Origin of the sequence: Pantoea sp. B9002 (genome assembly GCF_013385945.1) — a bacterium.
Lineage (GTDB): Bacteria > Pseudomonadota > Gammaproteobacteria > Enterobacterales > Enterobacteriaceae > Pantoea.
Genome location: NZ_JACAPA010000001.1, coordinates 37,251 through 52,182 on the forward strand (window position 1 = coordinate 37,251; position 14,932 = coordinate 52,182).

The window sequence follows — 14,932 nt, forward strand, 5'->3', positions numbered from 1 at the left end:
CTGTAAACCCCTAATTGAGAATTTTTCTCATCTCCACACAGAGATTGTGATTACCCCATCGCCAATTCGGCGAAATACACAGCAGAAGCGTCGCGAATTTGGGGAGTACGTGACGTTTAAGATACACTCACGCTATTGCCTCAGAATCGTTGAGTTCTATGCCAAAATTATTCCCCTCTCTGCTGCTGGGTCTCAGCATGATGAGCGCGTCAGCGTGGGCCGCGCCAACGGACAACATCCGCAACAGCGGTTTTGTCTATTGCGTTAACGGCACGGTTAATACCTTCAATCCACAAATGGTCAGCAGCGGCTTAGTCGTCGATACGCTGGCGGCGCAGCTGTATGACCGGCTGCTGGATGTGGATCCTTATACTTATCGGCTGATTCCCGACCTCGCCCAGAGCTGGGAAGTGCGTGATAACGGCGCAACCTACCGTTTCCACCTGCGTAAAGATGTCGCCTTCCAGCACACCAACTGGTTTAAACCGACGCGTAAAATGAACGCCGATGATGTGGTGTTCAGCTTTGCACGCATGTTTGATCGCAAGCATCCGTGGCACAACGTCAACGGCGGCAGCTATCCCTATTTTGATAGCCTGCAGTTTGCCGATTCCGTGCAGAGCGTGAAAAAGCTGGATAGTGATACGGTTGAAATCCGCCTCAACAGCCCGGACGCCTCATTCCTGTGGCATATCGCGACGCATTACGCGCCGATTCTGTCGCATGAATACGCCAATAATCTCAGCGCCAAAGGTCAGCAGGAACAGCTGGACCGTGAACCGGTCGGCACCGGCCCGTTCCAGCTGAGCGAATACCGCACCGGACAATATCTGCGCCTGGCGCGTAATCCGCAGTACTGGAAAGGCGTGCCACGTTTGCAGCAGGTAGTGATTGATTTGGGCGTCGGCGGCACCGGAAGGTTGTCCAAACTGCTGACCGGCGAATGCGATGTGCTGGCCTATCCCGCCGCCAGCCAGTTGAGCATTTTGCGCGACGATCCGCGTCTGCGCATGACGCTGCGTCCGGGCATGAACATCGCCTATCTGGCGTTTAACACCCGCAAGCCGCCGCTGGATCGCCCGGAAGTGCGTCACGCACTGGCGCTGGCGATCAACAATGAACGTCTGATGGAGTCGATCTATTACGGCACCGCCGAAACTGCCGCCTCCATTTTGCCGCGTGCGTCCTGGGCTTATGACAACGATGCGCGCGTCACCGAATACAATCCGGCCAAAGCGCGTGAAGAGTTGAAAGCGCTGGGGCTGGAAAATCTGCATTTACGTTTAGTGGTGCCCTCTTCCTCGCAGTCGTGGAATCCCAGCCCGCTGAAAACCGCCGAATTATTGCAAGCGGATTTGGCTCAGGTTGGCGTGCGCGTCACCATCGCGCCGGTGGAAGGTCGCTTCCAGGAAGCGCAGTTGATGGAGATGAATCACGATCTCACGCTCACCGGCTGGGCAACCGACAGTAACGATCCCGACAGTTTCTTCCGTCCGCTGTTAAGCTGCGCGGCGATCCGTTCGCAGACCAACTACGCACACTGGTGCTCGCCCGCCTTTGATGAATCGTTGCAGCACGCGCTGTTGTCACAACAGCTGTCGGCGCGCATTGATAGCTACGACAAGGCGCAGCAGATTTTGGCGCAGGAGTTGCCGGTGCTGCCGCTGGCGTCGTCGCTGCGTTTGCAAGCCTATCGGCATGACATCAAAGGCCTGGTGTTGAGCCCGTTTGGTAACGCTTCGTTCGCCGGCGTTTACCGCGATGAGAGCAGCGAGGAGTAAGCATGATTATCTATATTCTGCGTCGCGTGGTGCTGCTGCTGATCACCCTGTTTTTGCTGTCGCTGGTGAGCTTCAGTCTGAGCTACTTCACGCCAAACGCCCCGCTTGAAGGTGCGTCGCTGTTTGATGCGTGGTGGTTCTGGTTTAAGGGCTTGCTGCAGTTTGATTTTGGCGTCTCCAGCACCAACGGCCAGCCGATTGATCTTCAGCTGCGCGAAGTGTTTCCGGCCACGCTGGAGCTGTGCGTGATGGCGTTTATTCTGGCGCTGCTGGTGGGCATTCCGCTGGGAATTTGCGCCGGTGTGATGCGCAAAAAATGGCAGGATAAAGCCATCAGCGCGCTGGCGCTGCTCGGCTTCTCAATGCCGGTATTCTGGCTGGCGCTGCTGTTTACGCTGTTCTTCTCGCTAACGCTCGGCTGGTTGCCGGTGTCCGGACGTTTCGACCTGCTCTATCCGGTGCAAAACATTACCGGTTTTGCGCTGATTGATGCCTGGCTGAGCCCGTCGCCGTGGCGTCATGAAATGCTGGTCAGCGCCTTAACGCACATGATTCTGCCGGTGGTGGTTTTGGCGGTTGCGCCCGCCACCGAGATGATCCGCTTACTGCGCAGCAGCACCAGCGATGTAATGGATAAGAACTACGTCAAAGCCGCCGCCACACGCGGGCTGTCGCGCTTCACGGTGATCCGCCGCCACGTGCTGCACAATGCGCTGCCGCCGGTGATTCCGCGTCTTGGCCTGCAATTTTCCACCATGCTGACGCTGGCGATGATTACCGAAGTGGTGTTCAACTGGCCGGGCCTCGGCCGCTGGCTGATTAACGCGATTCGCCAGCAGGATTACGCGGCGATTTCCGCTGGCGTGATGGTGGTGGGCGGTCTGGTGATTCTGGTCAGCGTGTTATCCGACATTCTGGGTGCGGCACTTAACCCGCTGAAACATAAGGAATGGTATGCCCTTAGATAATGTCTACGACGAGAAGCGGCTGCCCAGCACGCTGCGTCGCAGCTGGCAGCGTTTGTATCGCGATACCAGCGGCATGGTCGGTCTGTACGGCTTTGGCCTGCTGCTGTTCCTGTGCCTGTTTGGCGGCCTGCTGGCGCCGTATGGCATCGATCAGCAATTCCTCGGTTATCAGCTGCTGCCGCCGTCGTGGTCGCGCTACGGTGATGTCTCCTTCTTCCTCGGCACTGACGATTTAGGCCGCGATGTGCTGAGCCGCCTTTTGAGCGGCGTAGCGCCGACCGTCGGCTCGGCGATTCTGGTGACGGTGCTGGCGGCAATTTGCGCGCTGGTGCTTGGCGTGTTTGCCGGTATCACGCACGGCATGCGCTCGGCGGTGATGAATCACGTGCTGGACACCTTACTGTCGATTCCCTCGCTGCTGCTGGCGATTATCGTGGTGGCGTTTCTCGGCCCGCGCCTGGAACACGCGATGCTGGCGGTGTTTCTCGCGCTGATCCCACGTCTGGTGCGCGAGATCTATACTGCTGTGCATGACGAGATGGAAAAAGAGTATGTGGTGGCGCTGCGTCTCGATGGCGCGCGCAATCTGAATATCTTGTGGAATGCGGTGCTGCCTAACGTGCTGCCGCTGCTGGTGAGCGAATTTACCCGCTCGCTATCGATGGCGATTCTGGACATCGCCGCACTCGGTTTCCTCGATCTTGGCGCGCAGCTGCCCTCACCCGAATGGGGTGCGATGCTGGGTGACGCGCTGGAGCTGATCTACGTTGCGCCGTGGACGGTCATGCTGCCGGGCGTGGCGCTGATGGTCAGCGTGTTGATCGTTAACCTGCTGGGCGACGGCATTCGTCGCGCTGTAGAAGCGGGAGTTGAATAATGCCGCTACTGGATATCCGTAACCTGACCATCGAATTCATGACCGCTGACGGTCCGGTCAAGGCGGTCGATCGCATCAACCTGACGCTAACCGAAGGCGAAATCCGCGGTTTGGTGGGTGAATCGGGTTCAGGCAAAAGTCTGATCGCCAAAGCAATTTGCGGCGTCACTAAAGATAACTGGCGCGTCACCGCCGATCGCATGGTGTTCGATGATATCGATCTGCTGCGCCTGTCACCGCGCGAACGCCGTCGCATTGTCGGCCATAACGTGTCGATGATTTTCCAGGAACCGCAATCCTGTCTCGATCCGTCAGAAAGCATTGGCCGCCAGCTGATGCAGGCGATTCCGCGCTGGACGCATAAAGGTCGCTGGTTCAAACGCCTGTGGTTCTGGCGCAAAGTGCGCGCTATTGAGCTGCTGCATCGCGTCGGCATTAAAGATCATAAAGACATCATGCGCAGTTTTCCGTACGAACTCACCGACGGCGAATGCCAGAAAGTGATGATCGCCATCGCGCTGGCCAATCAGCCGCGTTTGCTGATTGCCGATGAACCAACCAATGCGATGGAGCCGACCACGCAGGCGCAAATCTTCCGCCTGCTGAGTCGCCTCAATCAGAATAACAACACCACCATTTTGCTGATCAGCCACGATCTGCGCACCATGAGCCACTGGGCCGACCGCATCAATGTGATGTATTGCGGCCAGACGGTGGAGATCGCGCAGAGCGAAGAGTTAATGGATACGCCGCATCATCCTTACACGCAGGCGCTGATTCGGGCGATGCCCGATTTCGGTAGCGCGCTGCCGCACAAAAGCCGCCTCAACACGCTTTCTGGCGCGATTCCGTCGCTGGAACATCTGCCGATTGGCTGTCGTCTGGGGCCACGCTGCCCGTATGCGCAACGTAAGTGCATCGAGACGCCGCGCCTGAGCGGCAATAAAGCGCATCTGTTCGCCTGTCACTTCCCGCTGAATATGGAGAGCCAGTAAGCATGGAAACTCTGCTGGAAGTGCGCAATCTGAGTAAAACCTACCGCTATCGCACCGGTTTGTTCCGCCGTCAGCACGTTGAGGCGGTGAAAGGCGTCAGTTTTACCCTGCGTGAGAAACAGACGCTGGCGGTGATTGGTGAAAACGGTTCGGGGAAATCGACGCTGGCGAAAATGCTCAGCGGCATGGTCGAGCCGAGCGAGGGCGAGATGCTGATTGACGATCATCCGCTGGAGTACGGCGATTATGGTTATCGCAGCCAGCGCATTCGCATGATTTTTCAGGATCCCTCAACCTCGCTTAATCCGCGACAGCGCATCAGCCAGATTCTCGATTTCCCGCTGCGCCTGAATACCGAGCTGGATGATGAGGCGCGTGAAAAACGCATTATTGCCACGCTGCGTCAGGTCGGCTTGCTGCGCGACCACGCCGGATACTATCCGCACATGCTGGCGCCGGGCCAGAAGCAGCGTCTGGCGCTGGCGAGAGCGCTGATTCTGCAGCCAAAGGTGATCGTCGCCGATGAAGCGCTTGCCTCGCTGGATATGACCATGCGTTCGCAGCTGGTGAACCTGATGCTGGAACTGCAGGAGAAGCACGGCATCGCCTATATTTATGTCACGCAGCATCTCGGCATGATGAAGCACATTAGCGATCAGGTGCTGGTGATGCATCAGGGCGAAGTGGTTGAGCGCGGCGGCACCGCCGATGTCCTGGCCTCGCCGCTGCACGATCTCACCAAACGCCTGATCACCAGCCACTTTGGTGAAGCCTTAACCGCCGAAGCCTGGCGCCGCGAGCGTTAAGGCGCGGAAAACGCGGTGCGATTTACCGCATTTATACAGACGTGCTAGACTTCGCACGAGATTAACGTCGGTCGCCTACTTTTCAACCATCGCGACCGCCAACAACAATGACCAAAAGGATTACAGCTATGGGTTTTCTTTCCGGTAAGCGCATTCTGATTACTGGCGTTGCCAGTAAACTCTCAATCGCCTACGGTATTGCGCAGGCGATGCACAAACAGGGCGCAGAACTGGCTTTCACCTACCAGAACGACAAACTGAAAAGTCGTGTGGAAGAGTTTGCTAAAGATCTGGGTTCAGACATTGTTCTGCCATGCGATGTGGCTGAAGACGAGAGCATCACTGCGCTGTTCACCGAACTGGCAAAAACCTGGCCGAAATTTGACGGTTTCGTTCACTCCATCGGTTTCGCACCTGGCGATCAGCTGGATGGCGACTACGTGAATGCCGTGACCCGTGAAGGCTTCAAAATCGCTCACGACATCAGCGCGTACAGCTTTGTGGCGATGGCGAAAGAGTGCCGTGCGATGCTGAACCCGAATTCCGCCCTGCTGACCTTGTCTTACCTGGGTGCAGAGCGCGCCATCCCGAACTACAACGTCATGGGTCTGGCGAAAGCCTCTCTGGAAGCTAACGTGCGCTACATGGCGAACGCGATGGGTCCAGAAGGCACGCGTGTTAACGCCGTTTCTGCCGGTCCAATCCGTACGCTGGCTGCTTCAGGCATCAAAGATTTCCGTAAAATGCTGGCGCACTGCGAAGCGGTTACCCCGATTCGTCGTACCGTTACCATCGAAGACGTGGGTAACTCAGCTGCATTCCTGTGCTCTGATCTGGCGGGTGGTATCACCGGTGAAGTGGTACACGTTGATGGCGGCTTCAGCATTGCCGCAATGAACGAGCTGGAACTGAAATAAGATTTACCCAAGGTCGCCATTCATGGCGACCTCTCTTTCAAAAAATTCCCCCCTTATACTCGTAAGCTATTAATTATTCCCCATCATTCTTTTGCCGTGGACAGCCGTTCAGCGACGATAAGCTAGCCCTTTGTTGCATGCCTGCTTTTCAGATTCGCACGCTGTGCAGCAAGTCCGTTTTTAGCGAAAGGAATGACCATGGAACAACGCCGTTCTCCCGGCCATGACCACTGGTTTTATGAAAGCCAGACTCGCCCGAATAGCACCGCCACTGCGCCGCTGGTGCCCGAAGCCGCCTATATCGACGATCGTTTCTTACTCGGTTTGCAACAGGAAGCGACCGCGTTACAGCCGCTGCTGTCGCGTTTTCAGCCTGCGTTATTGGCCGCGCGCGATCTCAGCCAGATTCTGTTCCCCGATACGCTGGCCACTAGTTTGACCCACACCTTAACGCTGTACGATCGCCTCAGCACCGCGCTGACGGTGGCGCAGGTCGCCGGTGTGCAGCGCCTGTGCAATCACTACTCTGCCCGGCTCAATCCGTTGCCCGGCCCGGACTCTTCACGCGAAAGCAACAATCGCCTGACACAAATCACCCAATATGCGCGGCAGCTGGCGATGCAGCCGGAACTGATCACCGCCAACAGCATCAGCGCGCTGGACGCGGTGGGATTAACCGAGCCTGATATCGTCACGCTGAATCAACTGGTGGGATATGTCAGCTACCAGTCGCGCGTGGTGGCCTCGCTGCAGGCATTGATGGGCTTGCCGGTGCGCTGGATTCCGGGCGCTTCTCCGCCGCCGGATGCCAGCGCAGAGCGGTTTGCTAGCAGCGAAGGTTGGCAGCACGCGCTGAAACCGGTCGAGCTGCGCTACGCCAGCGCCGACCAGCTGGCGGCGGTCACCTTCTGTCAAGGCATTGAGGGCTTGGATGATGCTATTTGGCTGCTGGTGCACGATGCGCAAGCGCAGTATGGCTTTGCCACCCTGAAGCAGCGGCTGAGTGAACATTTTGCCGAGGATGAAGCGCTGGCGCAGGCGGTTAGCGCGCGCGTGCTGGGTTGTCGACGTCAGTTTGATTTTGTTACCGATGAATGGCGTGCTGCACTGCTGCAGGATGTCGAAAGCGCTGGCGCAGCATCGCCGGTGATTTCACTCAGCGCCCAGCTCACTCGCCTGCCCGACCGCTTCAGCGCTGCGCATCTGCAGCCGCTGCTGAACGCGGGCTGGGGCACGGAGCGCATCTTCACGCTGTTGCAAGCGGTGGCTTTCGCCAGCTGGCAGGATCGCTTGCTGATGGCGCTTGGCGAAACCCGTTAATCGGGTAGATGCCGCCGCGCTTCATCAAAGAAATGCTGAGCCAGCGGCGATGCTCTGCCTGGCTCGGCAATCACTAATGCCGCCTGCCGGCCCATCGGCGCGATATCAATCGGCCGCCGCGCCAGATTCTGCATCAGCTCCGGCAACAGATGCCCGCATGGCGACACCATCACGCCGAGGCCAACCTGCGCACTTTGCAGCAGTTGCATGATCGACGCGCTCTCAACAATCACACGTGGAATCAAGCCGGTTTCCCGCAGTTGCCCATCAAGATAGCGTCGAAAATAGCGCGTGGGTTCCGCCAGACACAGCGGCTGGCTGGCAAGCGTGGCGAGCGAAATGATTTCTTGCTCCAGCAGCGCCGGGAAATGCGCCGGATTGAACAGCGCCTCGACGCCCGGATCTTTTAGCAACGCCGTTTGGAAATGCAGCTCGCGCAGTGAAGTCAGTTCAAAAAAGCCGATGCCGCCATCCACGGTGTGGCTGTTGAGCGCTTCCAGCAGCTGATCGGCGCTCATCGCGGCAACGCGATAGTCGAGCTGCGGGTAACGCGCTTCCACCGCTTTCAACAACGCTGGCAGCGCCACGCTGCACTGCGGCATAACGCCAAGCCGCAAGGTGCCGTTGACGCCATGCTTGAGCGACTCCACTTCCAGCTTCAATCCCTGATACACCGAGACAATTTCCCGCGCCCAGGTCAGCACGCGCTCGCCTTCCGGCGTAAAGCCATCGAAATTGTTGCTGCGGTTGATCAGCGACAGACCTAATTCGCGCTCAAGGTTTTTCAGACGCATCGATAGCGTCGGCTGGCTGACAAAGCTGGCTTCTGCTGCACGGCCAAAGTGGCGTTCGCGCTCCAGATTACACAGGTAAATTAATTGTTTGATGTCCATGGAAAGCAGAATTGGCTGGAAAACGGCAGTGTATCATGGCGGTTGCCGCTGCGCTGAGTCCACGCGCAGCGGTCATTTTGTTACGCCACACCCAAGGCACTTTTTACGTCGTTGGCGATCTTCTCGACCTGCGGGCCATAAATCACCTGGATATCGTGTTCGCTGACGCGATTGATGCCGTTCGCACCGGTGGTCAGCAAAGTTTGATCGACCACTTCATTCATCTGTTTGACCCGCACGCGCAGCCGGGTGAAACAGCAATCGACGTCCTCTATATTGGCTTCGCCGCCCAGCCCGCTGATGATCACTTTGGTGCGCTCATCCGCCGCAACCTGTTCGGGTTTGTGCTCCTCATCGGATTCCCGTCCCGGCGTTTCAACCCGCATCCGCGTGATCACCAAACGGAAACCGTAGTAGTAAATCGGCACGTAAATCACGCCGAGCACAATCGTCCACCACCAGTGCGTTTTGCTGCCGCCGAGAATGCCGAACACCACCAGATCGATCGCGCCGCCCTGCACGTTACCAATCATCAAATGCAGCATCGACATCAACATAAATGACAAGCCAGTTAATAGCGCATGCAGGATATACAGCACCGGCGAAACGAAGATGAAACAGAACTCCAGCGGCTCGGTAATGCCGGTGGTAAAGGAGGTCAGGGCACCGGCCAGCACCAGCGCTTTGACGCGCTGCTTATGCTCAGGACGCGCGGTGTGATAGATCGCCAGCGCGGCGGCCGGTAAGCCAAACATCATCACCGGAATTTTGCCCTGCGCGAGGAACTGCGTAGCGCCGCGCACCGTTTCGTCCGGGATGGCACCGGGATGCGTTAGCGAGGTGTTGAAGATGTTCAGCGCGCCGACGATGCTTTGCCCATCTACCGTTGCCATGCCGCCAATCGGCGTGAAGCGCACGGTTTCGTTGAGAATATGATGCAATCCGGTAGGAATCAGCAGACGTTCGCTGGTGCCAAGCAGGAAGGCGCCGTATTGCCCGCTTTTACCAATCATCAAACCCACCCACGCGATGCCTTCGCCGATGGTCGGCCAAATCAACGCCAGCAGCACGCCCACCAGCGGCAGCACCACCACGGTCACGATCGGCACAAAGCGGCGTCCGCCAAAGAAGCTGATCGCCGTCGGAAGTTGCTGGGTGTAAAAGCGGTTGTGCAGCAGCACGGTAATCAATCCGGCAATCACGCCGCCCAGCACGCTCATGTTGTAAGTAAAGATGCCGAGCATGTCGATGTATTCGGCCGACGTCATCATCGCTGCGGTTTGATCCATGCCCGCTTTCTGCAGCGCTTCTGGCGTGGTGGTAATGGCCGTCAAACCTTTCGACGCCAGCGTGGAGCTGATGCCGACGTTCATGGCGATATAACCAATCACGGCGGCAAAGGCGGCGGTCGGTTTCTCTGCTTTCGCCAGTCCGATGGCGCTGGCCACCGCAAAGAACAGCGGCAGATTGGCGAACAGCGCGCCCGCCACCTTGCGGATAAACCCGATGATCAGCTGTGGCACCTGCAGATTGGCGAAGGCATCGCCGGTGATGGCTGGGTTTTGCATTGCGGCGGCCAGGCCAAGAAATATCCCTGCGGCAGCGATCACCGAGATGGGCATCATTAAGGCTTTACCGAAGGCGTGAATTTGGCTTGCCAGATTCTTCATGCTGCGTGCCCTTTTCAGAATGGAAAGAGCAATTATTAGCCAGTTATCTCAGCCGCACGTAACTGCCGCCCCTTAACAGCCGGGAAAGTTTGACTTAGGTCACGCTTTACTCGCGTTTCACGATAAACGCCGCCTATCGCACCATTAAACCAATCAATTAGACAACTTTTAAGGAGAGTCGCACACTTCCCGCTAACAGAAGACATATTCTGATAACAACTCATAAACAAATAAGCCTGCAACTATGAAATTTAAACGTAAGATTCAACCCTATCGCGCTGCTGCGGGCGGCTGGGGTTCATTGGAAGCCACCACCCGTTTTGTCCTTGATAGTAAAGCTGCCCTGAAAAACCTGCGTAACCTGATGCGCATGAACAAAGCGCGCGGTTTCGACTGCCCAGGTTGCGCATGGGGCGATGACAACAAAAGCACCTTTAGCTTCTGTGAAAACGGGGCGAAAGCGGTGACGTGGGAAGCCACGCGTCGTGTGGTTGAGCCGGAATTTTTTGCCCAGCACAGCGTCAGCACTCTTTATCAGCAGAGCGATTACTTCCTTGAGTATCAGGGACGCTTAACCCATCCGATGCGCTACAACAGCGCGACCGACCACTACGAACCGATCAGTTGGGACGATGCGTTAGCCTTGATTGCTCGCCACCTGCAGGCGATGGATCATCCAAATCAAATGGAGCTTTATACCTCCGGCCGCGCCAGCAACGAAGCGTCCTGGCTGTATCAGCTGTTTGGCCGCGTGATGGGCACCAACAACTTCCCCGACTGCTCCAACATGTGTCACGAAGCCAGCGGCACCGGCCTGAAGCGCAGCATCGGCGTGGGTAAAGGCACCATTCGTCTGGACGATTTTGATCACGCTGACGCGATTTTCGTGTTGGGTCAGAATCCGGGCACCAACCACCCGCGCATGCTGCACAGCCTGCGGCACGCGGCCGATCACGGCGCAAAAATCGTCACCTTTAACACGCTGCGCGAGCGCGGCCTTGAGCGTTTTGCCGATCCGCAGAAGCCGCTGGAAATTGTCACGTCGATGGCCGGCACTATCAGTTCTGCCTATTACCAGCCTAATCTGGGCGGCGATATGGCGGCGGTGCGCGGCATGGTGAAAGCCCTGCTCGAGCTACAGCGTGCACGCCTGGCAGCCGGAGAGAAAGGCATTTTCGATCAGGCATTTATCGATGCCAATACTCACGGCATAGACGAATATCTTGCCGCCGTCGATAACACCCGCTGGGACGATATCGTGCGCCAATCTGGTCTGAGCGAAGTGCAGATTCGTGAAGCGGCGGCGATTTATCAAAGTGCTGAACGCGTGATTGTCACCTGGGCGATGGGCATTACCCAGCATAAACACTCGGTGGATACCGTTCGCGAGATCACCAACCTGCAGCTGCTGTTTGGTCAGTTGGGCAAGAAAGGCGCAGGACTGTGTCCGGTGCGCGGCCACAGTAATGTGCAGGGCAACCGCACCATGGGCATCGATGAGAAACCGGGCAAGCCGTTCCTCGATGCCCTCGGCGCGCACTTTGATTTCGAGCCACCGCGCGAGCACGGTCACAACACCGTTGAAGCGCTGAACGCGATGCTGCGTGACGAAGTGAAAGTGCTGATTGCGCTCGGCGGCAACCTCGCGGCGGCCGCACCGGATTCACCGGTCACCGAAGAAGCGTTGCAGCATTGCGGTTTGACCGTGCACATCAGCACCAAACTCAATCGCAGCCATTTGGTGCCGGGCCACGAAGGGCTGATTCTGCCGACGCTGGGCCGTACCGAACGCGATCGCCAGGCAAGCGGCAATCAGTACATCACCGTGGAAGACTCGTTCAGCATGGTGCACGCCTCAGAAGGCGTCGGTATTCCCCTGGCGGAGACGCAGCGTTCTGAAACCGCGATTGTGGCTGGCATCGCCCATGCGACGCTAGGCAGCGACAAAATCGACTGGCTGGCGATGGCAGGCAATTACGATCTGATTCGCGATCACATCGCCGCCACTATTCCGGGCTTTGCTGATTTCAATAACAAGTGCGACATTCCGGGCGGTTTCTACCTGGGTAGCGCTGCCGCCGAGCTGCGCTTCAATACGCCGAGCAAACGTGCCGAGTTCAGCGCCGCCGCCCTGCCGACGTCGCTGTTCCCGCAGTTAGGCGATGTCGCGGTGCCGTTCACGCTGCAAACGCTGCGTTCACACGATCAGTACAACACCACGATTTACGGCCTCGATGACCGTTATCGCGGCGTGTACGGTCAGCGCGAAGTGGTGTTTATCCATCCGGACGATATGGCGTCGCTGGGCTTCACTGAAGGCCAGTTGGTGGATATCGAAACGCTGTGGAATGACGGTTTAACCCGTCGCGTCAGCGGTTTCAAGCTGGTGCCGTATAACATTCCGCGCGGTAATCTTGCGGCTTATTATCCGGAAACCAACCCGCTGGTGCCGCTCTCCAGCTTTGGCGACGGCAGCGGCACGCCGACCTCAAAATCGGTGCCGGTGAAGCTGGCATTAACCGCCGCCGTACCGTCACAACGTATCGCCTGACCAAAGCGTTATCAGAAGGTAAAAAGCCGCGTTAAGCGGCTTTTTAGCCTGTTTTGGCCTTGCCGCGCGGACCCGATTCGCGTAAAACTGTCAGCCGCTCTTAGGCCACGAAACTATATAAATTATGTTCCAGGATAATCCGCTGCTCGCGCAGCTTAAAGAGAAGCTTCACGCGCAGACTCCGCGCGTCGAAGGTGTTGTTAAAGGTACGGAAAAAGGCTTTGGCTTCCTCGAAGTTGATGCCCAGAAAAGCTACTTCATTCCGCCACCGCAGATGAAGAAAGTGATGCACGGCGACCGCATTTCGGCCGTGATCCACACCGATAAAGACCGCGAGAGTGCCGAGCCGGAAACCCTGGTTGAGCCGTTCCTGACCCGCTTTGTCGGCCGCGTGCAGAAGAAAGACGATCGCCTGTCAATTGTGCCGGACCATCCGCTGCTGAAAGAGGCGATTCAGTGCCGTGCCGAACGTGGCGTGAGCCACGATTTCCAGAACGGCGATTGGGCGGTGGCAGAGATGCGTCGTCACCCGCTGAAAGGCGATCGCGGTTTCTATGCCGAACTGACCGAATTCATTGTCACCGCGGACGATCACCTCGCGCCGTGGTGGGTAACGTTGTCGCGCCATAACCTCGAACGTCAGGCTCCGGACGTCGGTTTCGGTGAGATGCTCGACGAAAATCTGCAGCGTGAAGATTTGACCGCACTGAACTTCGTCACCATCGACAGCGCCAGCACCCAGGATATGGATGATGCGCTGTACGTGGAAGAAGCCGCCGACGGCAATCTGATCCTGACCATCGCCATCGCCGATCCGACCGCTTATGTGCCGGAAGGCAGCGAGCTGGATAAGCTGGCGTCGAAACGTGCGTTCACCAACTATCTGCCGGGCTTCAACATTCCGATGCTGCCGCGCGAACTCTCTGACGACGTCTGTTCCCTGCGTCCGAACGAGCGCCGTCCTGCACTGGCTTGTCGCGTTACCGTGCTGAAAGATGGTAGCCTGGCTGATGATGTGCATTTCTTTGCTGCGTGGATCGAGTCGAAAGCTAAACTGGTTTATGACGAAGTTTCCGATTGGCTGGAAAACAGCGGCAGCTGGCAGCCTGAGAACGACGCCATTGCCCAGCAGATTCGCCTGCTGCATCAGGTTTGCCTGGCGCGCAGCGAGTGGCGTCAAACCCACGCGCTGGTGTTTAAAGATCGTCCGGACTACCGCTTTGTGTTGGGCGAGAAAGGCGAAGTGCTGGATATCATCTCCGAGCCACGTCGCATCGCCAATCGCATCGTTGAAGAGTCGATGATTCTGGCTAACGTCTGTGCCGCGAAAGTGCTGCAGGAGAAGCTGGGCTTCGGTATCTATAACCTGCACACCGGTTTCGATCTGGCCAACGCTGAGCAGGCCGCTGGCGTGCTGGCGGGTCATGGCATCACCGTGGATCCGCAGGCGATTACCACGCTGGAAGGCTTCCGCCAGCTGCGTCGTCAACTCGATGCGCAGCCAACCCAGTATCTCGATAGCCGCATTCGTCGCTTCCAGTCGTTTGCAGAAGTCGGCACCGAGCCGGGCCCGCACTTTGGTCTTGGCCTCGACGCCTACGCGACCTGGACTTCGCCGATTCGTAAGTTCGGCGACATGATCAACCATCGCTTGCTGAAAGCGATCGTGCGCGGCGAAAGCACTGGCCGTCCGCAGGATGAGCTGACGACCATCATGAGCGAACGTCGTCGCCTGAACCGCATGGCCGAGCGCGATGTCGGTGACTGGTTGTACGCACGCTTCCTCGCACCGTTTGCCGCTACCGATCGCAAGTTCAGCGCCGAGATCATCGACGTGTCTCGCGGCGGCATGCGCGTTCGTCTGCTGGAGAATGGCGCGGTGGCCTTCATCCCTGCGCCGTTCATCCACGCGGTGCGTGATGAGCTGGTGTGCTCGCAGGAAAGCGGCACCGTGCAGGTAAAAGGTGAAGTCGCTTACCATGTGACGGACATCATCGACGTGACCATCGCCGAAGTGCGTATGGAAACCCGCAGCGTGGTTGCACGTCCGGCCGCCTGAGCATGAAAACTCGCGGGATAACAGCCGTTATCCCGCATTTCTCTCCGCCCGCTTTAGCAAATGTTAAATTTGCATTCCGCTTCACATTTCTAACG

General features: G+C 57.6%; 11 protein-coding genes. 9 read left to right on the top strand and 2 right to left on the bottom strand.

Features of this window, described 5'->3' with window-relative positions:
- Positions 1-158 precede the first annotated feature (158 nt).
- From sapA to HX773_RS00190, 7 genes are all read left to right on the top strand, one after another.
- The gene (gene sapA, locus HX773_RS00160; protein WP_176969968.1) at positions 159-1,781 is read left to right on the top strand and encodes an ABC transporter substrate-binding protein SapA; all 1,623 of its coding nucleotides are present in this window, start codon (positions 159-161) and stop codon (positions 1,779-1,781) included.
- A 2-nt stretch (positions 1,782-1,783) separates the two neighbouring features.
- On the top strand, positions 1,784-2,749 hold the full coding sequence (gene sapB / locus HX773_RS00165; RefSeq protein ID WP_176969969.1) for a putrescine export ABC transporter permease SapB: 966 nt from the start codon (positions 1,784-1,786) through the stop codon (positions 2,747-2,749).
- Positions 2,736-3,626 carry a putrescine export ABC transporter permease SapC gene (gene sapC / locus HX773_RS00170; protein ID WP_101764289.1) on the top strand — a complete coding sequence of 297 codons (891 nt, stop codon included), beginning with the start codon at positions 2,736-2,738 and terminating at the stop codon, positions 3,624-3,626. The genes sapB and sapC overlap by 14 nt, the downstream gene beginning before the upstream one ends.
- Complete coding sequence (sapD, locus tag HX773_RS00175; protein WP_176969970.1) at positions 3,626-4,621, top strand: putrescine export ABC transporter ATP-binding protein SapD; 996 nt, start codon at positions 3,626-3,628, stop codon at positions 4,619-4,621. The genes sapC and sapD overlap by 1 nt, the downstream gene beginning before the upstream one ends.
- Positions 4,622-4,623: 2 nt before the next feature.
- The gene (gene sapF / locus HX773_RS00180; protein WP_008106485.1) at positions 4,624-5,427 is read left to right on the top strand and encodes a putrescine export ABC transporter ATP-binding protein SapF; all 804 of its coding nucleotides are present in this window, start codon (positions 4,624-4,626) and stop codon (positions 5,425-5,427) included.
- 128 nt (positions 5,428-5,555) lie between these two features.
- Positions 5,556-6,344 (top strand): enoyl-ACP reductase FabI, encoded by a 789-nt coding sequence (gene fabI / locus HX773_RS00185; protein ID WP_007892455.1) that lies wholly within the window; start codon positions 5,556-5,558, stop codon positions 6,342-6,344.
- A 198-nt stretch (positions 6,345-6,542) separates the two neighbouring features.
- Entirely contained in the window at positions 6,543-7,664 is a 1,122-nt protein-coding gene (locus HX773_RS00190) for an oxidoreductase (RefSeq protein WP_176969971.1), read from the top strand.
- Here the strand turns inward: HX773_RS00190 and HX773_RS00195 are convergent.
- Positions 7,661-8,557: a LysR family transcriptional regulator gene (locus HX773_RS00195; protein WP_176969972.1), complete on the bottom strand. Its 897-nt coding sequence runs from the start codon at positions 8,555-8,557 to the stop codon at positions 7,661-7,663. The genes HX773_RS00190 and HX773_RS00195 overlap by 4 nt on opposite strands.
- Positions 8,558-8,637: 80 nt before the next feature.
- Complete coding sequence (locus HX773_RS00200; protein ID WP_176969973.1) at positions 8,638-10,227, bottom strand: PTS transporter subunit EIIC; 1,590 nt, start codon at positions 10,225-10,227, stop codon at positions 8,638-8,640.
- A 244-nt stretch (positions 10,228-10,471) separates the two neighbouring features.
- Here HX773_RS00200 and HX773_RS00205 point away from each other — a divergent pair, with 244 nt between their 5' ends.
- Both HX773_RS00205 and HX773_RS00210 read left to right on the top strand, forming a co-directional pair.
- Positions 10,472-12,778 (top strand): FdhF/YdeP family oxidoreductase, encoded by a 2,307-nt coding sequence (locus HX773_RS00205; protein ID WP_176969974.1) that lies wholly within the window; start codon positions 10,472-10,474, stop codon positions 12,776-12,778.
- 124 nt (positions 12,779-12,902) lie between these two features.
- Positions 12,903-14,837 (top strand): exoribonuclease II, encoded by a 1,935-nt coding sequence (locus tag HX773_RS00210; RefSeq protein WP_176969975.1) that lies wholly within the window; start codon positions 12,903-12,905, stop codon positions 14,835-14,837.
- The last annotated feature ends 95 nt before the right edge of the window (positions 14,838-14,932 follow it).